The following is a 12,602-nucleotide window of genomic DNA, read 5'->3' as shown; positions in this document are numbered from 1 at the left end:
ATGAAAAATAAAATAGTAAAAATAAGTAGTATTGGGTTGCTATCACTTTTTATCGGATGTAGTGATAGTGACAACTCAATTGATGGTATTTTAGACGAAACTACAAGTGGTGCCGTTCTAAGAACAATAGATTTAGTTAGCAGTGAAATTGCTTTAGGTGCTGATGATGCCGCTTTTACAGTAATTCTTGAAGCACAAGACCGGCTAAACGGTGGCTTAATGGAAAAAGTAGAAGTGTATGCGAGTTTTAAAGACAATACTGACGATGGTATTGATTATGGTGTAGAAGAAACATTTCTTTATGACTTGCTACCAAGTGACTTTGCAACTGGACCTATTGGTTTACCGAGAACAACTGTAAACATTACGCTTGCTCAAATGCTCGAAGAGTTAGGTGTGCAGGAAGGTGAATTTAACGGTGGAGATCAATTTGAAGTACGATTCAAATATTTAACTACAGATGGAAGAACGTTCAGTTGGGAAAACTCCAGTGCAAACGTATTGGGTGGAGCATTTTATCGTTCTCCTTTTAGATACAACGTTAATGTAACTTGTCCATTTGAATCTAGTTTGGCTGGCACACACAGTTATGTAACTACAAATATGTCAATTCCCGGAGCAAGTCCATGTGGAGGAACGGCAACTGGAACTGTAACATGGTTTGATACCGACGAGGGAGGAAATCCATTACCGGAAGGAACCTATAGAATATCCGATTACTCTTTTGGACTATTTGAATCGTCTTGTTGGTTTGATGATCCTGCCTACAGTGAAGGTTCAGGAATTAAATGGTTTTGCAAAAATCTTTTAACATTAGGTTCAGATCAGTACAGCGAAACGTGGACTTACGAAATTGTAAGTGTTAGTGGTGCTCAAATGACAATCAATTTTGCTAGTACCTACAATGAAACCGGAACAACCGTTTTAACACGTGAAGGCAACGAGCCTTGGCCGGCAATTTTCCAAGATTAATCAACACATTCGTTTTATTTATAAACCACTCCGAAACAGAGTGGTTTTTTTATACCTTTGCCGCATGGAAAAAGACAATCAAATTTTTGGAATTAGAGCGATTATTGAAGCAATTCAAGCAGGAAAAGAAATCGACAAAGTGTTTTTGCAAAAAGACATTCAAGGCGACTTAATGCGTGAATTAATGAAAGTGATGAAATCACACAAAGTGAATTTCACCTATGTTCCTGTAGAAAAATTAAATCGTCTTACTTCCAAAAATCATCAAGGTGCGGTGGCAACCATTGCTCCGGTGAATTTTCATGATTTGGAAAGTTTGATTTCCAATGTGTTGGAAAGTGGCAAAACTCCCCTATTTTTAATTTTAGACCAACTTTCGGATGCACGTAATTTTGGTGCAATTATCCGCACAGCAGAATGTACCGGTGTTGACGGAATCATAATTGGCAAACAAGGTGCTGCTCCCGTGAACGGAGATACCGTAAAAACCAGTGCCGGTGCCGTTTTTAATGTGCCAATTTGTAAAGTAGAACATATTAAAGATGCCATTTTTTACCTGCAAGGTTCAGGAATCAAAACAATTGCAGCCACGGAAAAAACAGATGATGCTATTTATGATTTAGCATTAAATGAACCGTTAGCGATTATTATGGGAAGTGAAGACCGTGGCATCAATCCGTCGGTTTTGAAAATTGTAGATGAAAAAGCAAAATTACCCATGTTTGGAACCATTGCTTCATTGAATGTTTCGGTTGCTTGTGGAGCTTTTTTGTATGAAGTGGTGAGACAGAGACGATAGTTACTCCTTCTCTCTCTCCGATTTGAATTCGTAAAACACATTTTTATCGATGTTGAAAAAAGTGTACTCTACTTCTAATTCTTCCGGTTTTGGAGTGTTGACGAAATTACCATTCTCATCAAAATGTTTCATAAACGGATCATTTTCGGGATTAAAATCGGGTTTTTCCCAATCGTAACGAATGGGTTTTTTATAGTTTTCAGCTTTGTATAAAAGTGAAAATAAAAATCCGGTGATGAATCCGGCCAAATGACCTTCCCACGAAATACCGTTTTCAACTTCAGGAAAAATATACCAAATCATTCCGCCATACAACATCACAATCACTAACGAAAGGGCGACTAATCGATAATGTTTGGTTTGAATTCCTTTGAAAAAGATAAAACTGACCAAAACATAAATCAATCCGCTGGCTCCAATATGGTAACTTTCTCTACCGATTAACCATGTTCCGAGTCCGGAAATTAATATCCCGAAAACTAAAACTTGCAACGAAACTTCTCTATAGAAATAACGTAAAACAGCAATTAAGAATAATAACGGAATCGAATTATTATACAAATGTTTGATATCGCCGTGTAAAAACGGACTTAAAATAACGCCTCTTAATCCGCTGACAGTTCTTGGTAAAACACCGTAAATGCCCAAATCGATTTTGAATCGAACTTCTACCCAAAAAACAATCCACAAAGCCAATACAAAAAATAAAGGCCAGGCAATTACCGAAGTTGAAAAAATAAAGGATTTTTGTTTCATAATTCTATTCGTTACATAGGTTCGGTATATTAGATAACCACGAATTCACAAATAAAAGTCTAATTTAAAAAACCAAATTCGATCATCGTGGATGAAAATCCGAATTAATCCAAATTAAGATAGCCCACAAATTAGTGAATTAGTGGCCAAAATAAGTACGAGTAATTCCGAACGCAAATTCAATATCAAAAACACATCCAAAACGAAAATAGTGCTTTTTTGTCAGAAATGAGTATTTTTACACCATGGAAGCACCACTTGCCGAACGCATCCGGCCTCAACATTTATCGGAATACATTAGTCAGTTGCATTTGGTTGGCGAACAAGGTTCGTTGACGCATCAAATTGCAAAAGGAATTATTCCGAGTTTAATTTTATGGGGGCCACCCGGAACCGGAAAAACCACGTTGGCTCAAATAATGGCTCAGGAAAGTAAACGTCCGTTTTTTACGTTGAGTGCCATTAATTCGGGAGTAAAAGACATTCGGGAAGTTATCGAAAAAGCAAAAATGAGTGGCGGATTATTCACAGCCAAAAACCCAATTTTGTTTATTGATGAGATTCATCGTTTTAGTAAATCGCAACAAGATTCATTATTAGCTGCAGTCGAAAAAGGATGGATTACGCTGATTGGTGCCACCACCGAAAATCCTAGTTTTGAAGTGATTCCTGCTCTATTGTCAAGATGTCAGGTGTATGTGTTAAATGCATTTTCCAAAGATGATTTAGAACAATTGTTACATCGAGCAATTGAACAAGATGAAATTTTAAAAACTAAAAATATTACTTTAACGGAAACCGAAGCTCTTTTGCGACTTTCCGGAGGTGACGGAAGAAAATTGCTCAATATTTTTGAATTAATCGTGAATGCAACCGAAGAAGATTCAATTGAAATCACCAATGAAAAAGTGATGCAATTGGTTCAAAAGAATACGGTTTTATATGACAAAACGGGTGAACAACATTATGATATTGTTTCGGCTTTTATTAAATCTATCCGCGGAAGCGACCCGAATGGTGCGGTGTATTGGTTAGCCCGAATGATTGAAGGTGGCGAAGACGTGAAATTCATCGCCCGAAGAATGCTCATTTTAGCCAGCGAAGACATTGGCAATGCTAATCCGACAGCGTTGATTATGGCGAACAATACCTTTCAAGCCGTAACAACAATCGGCTATCCGGAAAGTAGAATTTTATTGAGTCAATGTGCAATTTATTTAGCAACATCTGCCAAAAGCAATGCAAGTTATTTAGCGATTGGAAAAGCTCAACAAATCGTCAAACAAACCGGCGATTTGCCTGTTCCGTTACATCTGCGAAACGCTCCTACCAAATTGATGAAAGAATTGGGTTATGGTGATGAATATAAATACTCCCACGATTTTGAAAATAATTTTGCCGAACAGGAATTTCTACCTGATGAAATTCAAAATACTTCTTTTTATGAACCGGGGAATAATGCGAGGGAGAAAGAGTTGCGGAATTTTTTGAAGAATCGGTGGAAGGATAAATATGGGTATTAAAAAAAAGAAAATCAATCCATTAAGGTTTACCTCTTTCAATAGGTCTGGGTTTCCAGGGTTTAACGTAAACCTCTTTTTGCAACGACAATTGTGTAGAATTGGAGACAATGTCAACATATACATTATAAAAACTTGCACTGGTAACCAGTGTGTCAAAGGTGATCTGAAAAGTTCCGTTTAATGTTTGTTCATTGGAGGTTAAATTAATCAAATGGTTTCCGTTTTTGCCTTGTTGAATAATGTACTTCGTTCCTATTTTATGTTCCCCTTTTTTAATAATCAGAGAATCTCCATCAATGTGTGCTACATACTTTGGTTTAAAAAGCTCTAACGAATGATAAAAAAGTGTATCCTTTTTGCTATCGATTAATGATTTGCCGTCCAATAGAATTTTTGAAACAGACCAAGTCCCATCAATACGGATACGTTTCGGGATAAAGAATGCCAAGTAAATGATTACAACGACAAACGCGAATAGGAAAATGTTTTTGAGGAGTTTCACTGGCTTTCGGGAAACAATTTCGATGATAAATCGTGTTTGATTAACGTTGTTTCTTATCTTTTAATTGACTAGCTTTTCGTAACCACTCGGCTTGAGCTTTTGCTTTTTCTAACGTAATCGGTGGCTGCTTCTCTAATTGTTCCAAACTCAACTGGGCTCTTTCCTGAAAGGATAGTTTGTAGTTCATGCTGCATCAATTTTAGCAAATATAAATAATTTATGCGAATCTTAATTGATTTTGAAAATCAGCACTCGCTCCGCAAACATACTGACTTAAAAGAATAGTCCCGTTCATCGCTCTAAACCGTTACAAAGGCACAATTCGTCTACCAAAATTAATCAAAATAAAAGGTTTCATAAAACCGGAATGACGTGTTTGCACGCGACCTTTTGCATCCAAAATCAACAAAGTAGGATACGAACGGATGTTATATCGATTAAGGATTTCGTCTCCCTCTTCGGTTTCACCATCTATGGCGATATTGATGAAGTTTTTATTAAAATAAGTACCCACTTCTTTGTCCTTAAACGTGGTTCGTTTCAACTGTTTACAAGGGCCACACCATGTGGCATACACATCTACAAAAACATACTTTTTCTCCTTTTCAGCTAAAGCCAACGCTTCTTGAAATGTTCCTTTAAAAAAATCAATTCCTTTGGCAGCCGTTTCTTCTTTGTTTGGAGCAGAAAAAGAAAGAAAAAGAACTCCCAAGCAAAGTACACTAAAGAAAATAATTAGTTTTTTCATCGCTATTTTTTAGTAAAATTATGAAATAATTACAAATGAATGTATTGCATATAGCTGAAGTAAAGCATGATTTCTACTTTTTACACGTTCGATAGGTCATTTTATTCGAGCATTACATGAATAATATTTTCAGGCTCATTGGTCCTTACAGCAAAAATAGGGCAAATGTCGTATGGTTTGCCATTCATTCCTTTATCAATTTTGTAAAAACGAAAGTTTAATTCAAAATAGATAAAACATGAAAAGAAACATTACACTACTTTGTTTACTGGCTTTTCCGTTTTGGGCATTTGCTCAATTGGGTACAATTGACCCTAACTTTGCTATTGGAACCGGAGCAGGAATTACGTTTACTCAAAAAAGGGTGGAAACCATCGTGCAACAACCGGATGGTAAATTACTCCTTGGCGGATGGTTCTCCGAATTTAATGGTACGGAAAGCAGACGTATTGTTCGTTTAAACTTGGATGGAAGCGTAGATACCTCTTTTAATGTGGGAGTAGGTTTCAACGGAACTTCTCCTTATGTTAATGCGATTACCCTTCAACCGGATGGTAAAATTCTGGTAGGAGGAAATTTTTCTGACTACAAAGGGGTAACACGCCACCGTATTGCCCGATTAAATCCGGATGGGTCATTAGACACTAGTTTTAACCCACTTACCGGTTTCGACAGTGATGTGAACAGTATTGCCCTTCAATCCGATGGTAAAATTGTGGTGGGAGGAATATTTTCAAAATTTGATTGGCTCAATCAGGGTGGTATTAATAGACAAGCCATTGCACGATTAAATAGTGATGGTTCGTTAGACACTTCATTCGACTCCGCAACCGGTTTTACTTCCACTGCCGGTCAAAATCGGATACACACCGTAATCGTGCAACCAAATGGTAAAATTTTGTGTGGTGGATTATTTACTGCCTATAAGTCCGTAAGCCGAATTTTGTTAGCACGCTTAAACGAAGATGCCAGTTTGGATACCACCTTTGACGCTGGTAATAATTTTTCACTAATTGCCGGATTTTATGGTGAAGCATGGGAAACAGTCTTGCTTCCCAATGGTCAAATCATTACCGCCGGAAACTTCCGTCACACAGGGGCAAACAATAAAGCAATTGTAAAATTAAACTCTGATGGGAGTGTAGACACTTCATTAGCCTTAGACCTTTCCAATGTAACAGCCATGACCGTGCAATCCGATGGAAAAATTCTAGCCTCTGCCGGTGGTCCTTATACCTTTAGAAGGTATTTGGAAAATGGAGCGGTAGACACTTCCTTTCCCGAAACTTCTTTTAACGATTGGGCCAGACACTGCATCGTTCAAAATGATGGCAACATTGTGATTGGTGGATGGTTTTCCTATAATCCATCAGGCTTAATGCGGGTTGTTGGCGATACGCCAAACCTCAACCTGTCTGATGAAACAAGCTTAAACACGGTCAAAATCTATCCAAATCCGACATCAGATATGCTGTACATAGACTTAGCTGAAACACCTAACTTTTCCCAAGCCACCCTTACCCTCGTAGATGTTCAAGGTAGAAAAGTAAGCGAACACATCCTTTCAAATAGTGTCACACCCATCAACACCGACCATTTGCCAAAAGGACTTTATATCGCCACAATAAACATGGAAAATGCACAACTCACTAAAAAAATTGTGATTCAGTAAGCAATAAATGTAATTCAAAAAAAGAGAACTTATATGCAGTTAATGACTGAAATAAGTTCTTTTTTTTTACGCAAACTAGTACTTTTTACTTAAATCAAAAATCATCATTCGTTAATCAACATTCAAAAATCGTTATTCATCATTCGTTATTCAAAAATCATTAATCGCTAATCGTTAATCAAATCAACTCTTATCAACTCCCCCAAAAAAAATAAGGCAAATGCTGTATGGTTTCCTTTGCTTTCCTTTCCCATTTATGTAAAACCCTTCGAGGTTTAACAACCTACAACCCACCACCTACTCCACCCTTCCAATTCTCAATCCCCTTTGTCAAATCTTTCCCACTCGGTTGTTGAAACAACGTAAGGTCAAAATATTTTGCAGCCGAATACAAATGATCAAAAATATCGGCTTGAGTGCGTTCGTATTGCAACCATTCGGTGGTGTTAGCAAAGCAATAAATCTCCAACGGAATTCCTTTGTCTTCAATGGCTAACTGCCGAACCATGACCGTCATTTCTTGACTGATGCCCGGATGCGATTGAAGATACAATTCAACATAATGTCTGAAAACACCAATATTGGTCATGCGTCGTCCGTTCAGTAAAACGGAGTTATCAATGGTGTTTTTTTTATTCGACGTTTCAATCGCTTCCTGTCTATCGGACATAAAATGTTCAATCAGGTGAATTTTTTTCAGTTCATCCCGTTGCGAAGCGTCTAAAAAATGAATCGAATTGACATCAATAAAAAGCGAGCGTTTCATTCTACGTCCGCCACTTTGAATCATGCCTCGCCAATTTTTAAAACTGTCGGTGATAAAATAAAACGTGGGAATGGTGGTAATGGTTTTATCAAAATTCTGCACCTTCACGGTATTTAGATTGATCGCTACTACATCGCCATCGGCATTGAATTTGGGCATTTCAATCCAATCGCCTACGCGAACCATATCGTTGGTTGACATTTGAACACTGGCGACTAAACCAAGGATGGTATCTTTAAAAATCAGCAACAAAATAGCAGTCATCGCACCAAAAGCACTTAAAAAATAAACCGGCGATTTGCCTAAAAGTATTGAAAAAAGAAAAATAGCCGTGGCAATGTAAAACAAAATTCGAAGCAGTTGAAAGTAGCTCGTAAGCGGTTTATTTTGAAAAGCCGGCAGCGACGAAAAAGCAAACTCCGCAACTTTAATCACGGCAATAATGATTTTTAACGCCACGATAATCAGGTAAATGTCGGTTAACTTGATAACTATCGGCAAAACGGTTTCAAAATCATCAAAAATACTCGGTGCGAGTAGCCGAACAAAAATGGCCGGCACCAGATGAGAAAAGTTGTGAAACACAGCTTTGTCCACGAGTAAATCATCCCATTGGGCGGGTGACTTTTTAACTTGTTTGTAAAAATAAGGCAGAATGATTTTTTTGGCAACATAAAAACCCATCACCGCAAGAAGCACCAAAGCAACAAGAAGCAACAACAAGCGAAGGTAAATGGCCCACTCTTGTGCAATGCCGGACGCCAGTAACAATTCATCCACCCACGTTTCGATGTACTCAAATCCTGCCATTTTGCTAGTATTGTTAAGAGCGTTTTTACAGTTGTAGAAAATAAAAAGACAAGACGAAAAATTTGTCTTTTCGTTTGAGTAAGGTACGCATTATAACACGATAAGAGCGGTAGTTTAACGACGAATTGTGATAAGCGAGTGATGAATTAAAAACGATTTTAAATAATAAGCAAAAGTGTGCTAGAAGTCCTCAACAAATCCACCAATGGACAAATTGACTAATTGACTAATTGCCAAATTACCTCTCCATCAACTTCTCCAAATATGCCACCTTATCCTTTTCCGCCTGAACTAAACGCTCGTATAATTCTACGACTTTGTCGAGGGGATTGAAAGTGCAATTAGTGTTGAAACCGCTACTCTGATCATTAAAGTTATTGAAGTAATTGAAAACAGCTTCTTCACTAAATTGTTTTATACCTTCCGGACTAACTCCTAGTGCCTTAGCCACCTCTGAAAGTTTTTCGTCATCAATCGTTTCACTATTTTCTAAATTGGAAACAGTCTGCTGACTAACACCCATTGCTTGTGCTAATGCTTCTTGTTTCATTTGGCGTAATTCTCTGATACGACTAATATTTCGTCCGATGTGTTTAGGTTTTGCTGTGCTCATGGTGTAAAAATACTAAAAAATTAAAAACGATATACTGGTAAAAAACCAATCCATTTGGTAAGAAACCAAATTGATTAAAATACTACCTCAACAAAAACCTCATCGAATGTAGCGTTCTAACAAAAATACAAATTTTAATGATTGATTCCCAACGAAAGTAAAAAATTGAAATCATTACCCTTTATGGCTATACCACTAATTGACACATTGACTAATTGTCAAATTGACACATTAACAAAGCTCCAATTTCCCAACACCAAAGTAACGATGGCAGGTAGTTACTGTTTAAAGTTATTAAACGAGACCATAAGATCCCCATCAAAATAACCGCTTACAACCCTTTATTAAGCGTAAAAGGAACTAAAAAAGTTACCACCACAGGCTTGTTTCTTTGGATTCCGGGAAATAGTTGTGGAAAATCACTGAACACTTTTTTGACTTGTTCATCAATATCCTTATGTGGACTTCTGAGCACTGCAATTTTAACAACCCCTTCATGAGACACATTAAAACTCACAAATATCCGTTGTTCCTTTTTTTCTAAAGAACTTGGAAACACAAATTCTTTGTTGAACTTTTCATTTATTTTTTCAAATAAACATTTTATGCTTTCTTCTCGTGAAGCAGTACATCCCGGATAAATAGGTGGTACTTCAACTACTGCTATTGGCACTTCGAAATCCGGTTCTTCGACCATTTGAACAGTTTCTTCAACAGTGACGGTATTCTCTCTCGGCTTTTCAACTGTTTGAGCCATTCCGAAGTTGGAAAAAATCAATAAAAATAAAGCTGGTAATATCAGTGAATATTTCATATTTTAGCAGTATAGGCAACAAATGTAAAAAAATTATGCGAAAAAATATACTCTTATTTTTTTTGATGGTGAGCAACCTTATCGTTTGTCAAAACAAAGGAAATACGGGTTACGCTGATGGAAACGATCCAACTGAAAAAACAGCACAAGTCAAAAGCAAGTTTGTAAAAATATACCAAGCCAATTCTAAATTTGGGTTTGAAGATTACCAAAATAATAAACAAGAAGCAATCTATGATAATATCACTTATGGCCTTTTTGGCTTTATTGTGCAAAAAGACAATAAGTTCGGAATAGCCAACGAAGAAGGAACGTTGAAATCAAAAATCATTTATGACCACATCGAAACCTTTAAATCATTTTATAAAGTAAAGAAAAATAAGAAATTCGGTTTGCTTTCTAATACCGGCGAAATAGTACTACCCATCCTATACAGTGAGATACTTATAAGCAATAAACTGGCGGCATCTGTAAAAGACAAAAAAGGAAATAAAAAAATGGTAGTGATTGATGCTAAAATTTCATTACCAAAAAATACAGAAATTGTTACGGCCTATCAAAACCTACTTATTGCCAAACAAAATGGAAAATTTGGGGTTATTTCAGAAAGCTTCAACTCCCCTTTTGTATATGATTCACTCTATGTTGAACATAAACCTCAACAATCCAATTATAATCAACCATCCACTTTAAAAGTAAGCGAAACATTTGTAAATGATTTATTTACCGTAAAAAATAAAAAAATCGGACTGTTAAGCAATACAGGTGAAATACTCTATGAGCCTGATAATGATAACATTGAAAGAATAAAGCAAAAACATCATTACTTAATAAAGAAAAATAACCTGTACAGTATCTATTTTACAAAAACCAATGTAAAAACAAATTTTGAATACCAGTCGGTTTACGCAGAGGGCTCAGAACACATAATGGCGGTTAAAGATAATAAAACGGGCGTTTTTAATACCGAAGGTAAATTGATAATTCCCTTTATATATGATTCAAACAGCATACGATTACTTTCGAATAATAATTTTTCATTTACAAAAGACCGAAAAAAAGGCATGATCGATAAAAATGGTACAGTGATCATACCGGCGATGTATGACAATTATAATTTTATGTATCAAAGTAATTTCAAAGACTATATACAAGTTGAAAACAACGGAAAACAGGGTGTTATTCATTTGAATGGTGAAATAGTCATCCCGATTGAATATGATTTTGTTGACGCTGAAAACGATATGTTTAAAGTGGGGATGCGAAACCCAAATAGAGTGGGGATATGCAATAAAAAGGGAGAAGTAATTGTGCCTTTAAATTACCATTGGATTGCAAAGAGTAACACCCGAAACAGTACACTATTCATTTTAGACAGTTCTGATAAAACGTTCAATTTTTTTTCACCTGAAAACAACATCCTCTTTTCAGAAAATGTTTCAGAATACGGTTGTGTGCCAAATGAAGAGCGTTTAAATAACAATGACAGCTACAGCAATATCCACCTTTTATATTTTAAAGACAAAAATGGAAAATATGGATTAATCAATGAAGTAACCGGCAAAATAGTAGCTCCGGCAATGTATGACAATATCATACAACAATTTGATGATACTAAAAATGTCTTTTTTGCGGTTCAGAAAGAAAAAAAATACGGTTTAATTAATGAAAAAAATGAGATAATTATTCCCATAGTATATGAGGATATCAACCTAGATTTTGTGTTCAATTACTATGATTCAATTGGCGATAACATTCAACTGATAGTCGCTAAAAATGGTAAATACGGTACGGTGAATCTAAAAAACGAAGTAAAAATTCCCTTTGAATACAAAGTGCTGAAAAGAGTATCGCCTTCAGGAATATTTAAAGCAATTAAAAAAGATAAATACCAACTCATTGATTTTAATAACCAACCCGTAGTTTCAAAATCATTTGATGAAGTGTCTAATTTTGAACGAGTGACCAATGATCAAAATCAAATTATTTATTATCAAGCGTTGACCTTTGATAAGGGTAAAATGCAGGCAATCGACCAAAAAGGTAACATTTTAACTCCTGAAGAAAAAGGGCAAATGCATGTGGGTTACGCAACATTTGATGAGTTAAAAAAAGCATTTATCGAAGCCTTAGAACACCCAAAAGATGTGTTGCTAAAAGAATTTGTTGAAAAAATAGCTCCTTCAGAACATCTGCTCTACTTTTTAAAATACAATATTTTCAAAAAAACAGAACTGTTGTATGTAAACATCCCCTACATCAAAGAACAATACCTGAATGTATTGATAGATTATAAATACAACTACTGGAACAACACCAATCAAGGGTTAACCTACTATAAAGCGGAATTAACAGACACGGTAGATTATACAGGTTACACTCAATTTGGCGTTACCAATAAAAGACGGGACAATAGTAATTACACCTCAAAAATACTAGGGGATTTCCTAAGAAACGCGATAAAAATTAATGGCTTTTGGATTAGCAGCAATTTCATGAAAGGCAATTATTAAAACAAGTCAATCCATTCTTTTTGTAAAAGAAAAGTGTAGCTCTTACTTACTCTATTCGTCAACTTTCCAACACCAAGGTAACGATAGCATGCGGCCACATTTCAAAGTTCATGC

12 protein-coding genes are annotated in these 12,602 nt (G+C 36.1%); 5 read left to right on the top strand and 7 right to left on the bottom strand.

Features of this window, described 5'->3' with window-relative positions; all coding sequences use genetic code 11:
- Entirely contained in the window at positions 1-972 is a 972-nt protein-coding gene (locus B4N66_RS11990) for a hypothetical protein (protein WP_291095082.1), read from the top strand.
- 64 nt (positions 973-1,036) lie between these two features.
- Complete coding sequence (gene rlmB, locus B4N66_RS11985) at positions 1,037-1,771, top strand: 23S rRNA (guanosine(2251)-2'-O)-methyltransferase RlmB (RefSeq protein WP_248432884.1); 735 nt, start codon at positions 1,037-1,039, stop codon at positions 1,769-1,771.
- Here the strand turns inward: rlmB and B4N66_RS11980 are convergent, their stop codons facing one another.
- A complete protein-coding gene (locus B4N66_RS11980; RefSeq protein WP_291095079.1) occupies positions 1,772-2,527 on the bottom strand; it encodes a rhomboid family intramembrane serine protease in 756 nt (251 codons plus the stop codon).
- 245 nt (positions 2,528-2,772) lie between these two features.
- Between B4N66_RS11980 and B4N66_RS11975 the strand changes: the two genes are divergently transcribed.
- The gene (locus B4N66_RS11975) at positions 2,773-4,050 is read left to right on the top strand and encodes a replication-associated recombination protein A (protein WP_291095077.1); all 1,278 of its coding nucleotides are present in this window, start codon (positions 2,773-2,775) and stop codon (positions 4,048-4,050) included.
- Between the two features lie 19 nt (positions 4,051-4,069).
- On the opposite strand, the gene B4N66_RS11970 is transcribed toward B4N66_RS11975, so the two are convergent.
- From B4N66_RS11970 to B4N66_RS11960, 3 genes are all read right to left on the bottom strand, one after another.
- Positions 4,070-4,498: a hypothetical protein gene (locus B4N66_RS11970; protein ID WP_291095075.1), complete on the bottom strand. Its 429-nt coding sequence runs from the start codon at positions 4,496-4,498 to the stop codon at positions 4,070-4,072.
- 94 nt (positions 4,499-4,592) lie between these two features.
- Positions 4,593-4,739: a hypothetical protein gene (locus B4N66_RS11965; protein ID WP_291095073.1), complete on the bottom strand. Its 147-nt coding sequence runs from the start codon at positions 4,737-4,739 to the stop codon at positions 4,593-4,595.
- Between the two features lie 120 nt (positions 4,740-4,859).
- Positions 4,860-5,300, bottom strand: coding sequence for a thioredoxin family protein (locus B4N66_RS11960; protein ID WP_291095071.1), 441 nt, complete (start codon positions 5,298-5,300; stop codon positions 4,860-4,862).
- A 238-nt stretch (positions 5,301-5,538) separates the two neighbouring features.
- On the opposite strand from B4N66_RS11960, the gene B4N66_RS11955 reads away from it, so the two are divergent.
- Entirely contained in the window at positions 5,539-6,972 is a 1,434-nt protein-coding gene (locus B4N66_RS11955; RefSeq protein ID WP_291095069.1) for a T9SS type A sorting domain-containing protein, read from the top strand.
- A 283-nt stretch (positions 6,973-7,255) separates the two neighbouring features.
- Here the strand turns inward: B4N66_RS11955 and B4N66_RS11950 are convergent, their stop codons facing one another.
- From B4N66_RS11950 to B4N66_RS11940, 3 genes are all read right to left on the bottom strand, one after another.
- Positions 7,256-8,548: a mechanosensitive ion channel family protein gene (locus B4N66_RS11950; protein WP_291095067.1), complete on the bottom strand. Its 1,293-nt coding sequence runs from the start codon at positions 8,546-8,548 to the stop codon at positions 7,256-7,258.
- Positions 8,549-8,786: 238 nt separating this feature from the next.
- Entirely contained in the window at positions 8,787-9,161 is a 375-nt protein-coding gene (locus tag B4N66_RS11945; RefSeq protein WP_291095065.1) for a helix-turn-helix domain-containing protein, read from the bottom strand.
- Between the two features lie 331 nt (positions 9,162-9,492).
- Complete coding sequence (locus B4N66_RS11940) at positions 9,493-9,975, bottom strand: hypothetical protein (RefSeq protein ID WP_291095063.1); 483 nt, start codon at positions 9,973-9,975, stop codon at positions 9,493-9,495.
- A gap of 35 nt (positions 9,976-10,010) precedes the next feature.
- On the opposite strand from B4N66_RS11940, the gene B4N66_RS11935 reads away from it, so the two are divergent.
- Positions 10,011-12,488, top strand: a complete 2,478-nt coding sequence (locus B4N66_RS11935; RefSeq protein WP_291095061.1) for a WG repeat-containing protein — start codon at positions 10,011-10,013, stop codon at positions 12,486-12,488.
- Positions 12,489-12,602: the final 114 nt, after the last annotated feature.

The organism is Flavobacterium sp. UBA2787 (genome assembly GCA_002352205.1).
GTDB lineage: Bacteria > Bacteroidota > Bacteroidia > Flavobacteriales > Flavobacteriaceae > Flavobacterium.
This window is presented reverse-complemented; position numbering and strand designations above follow the sequence as displayed.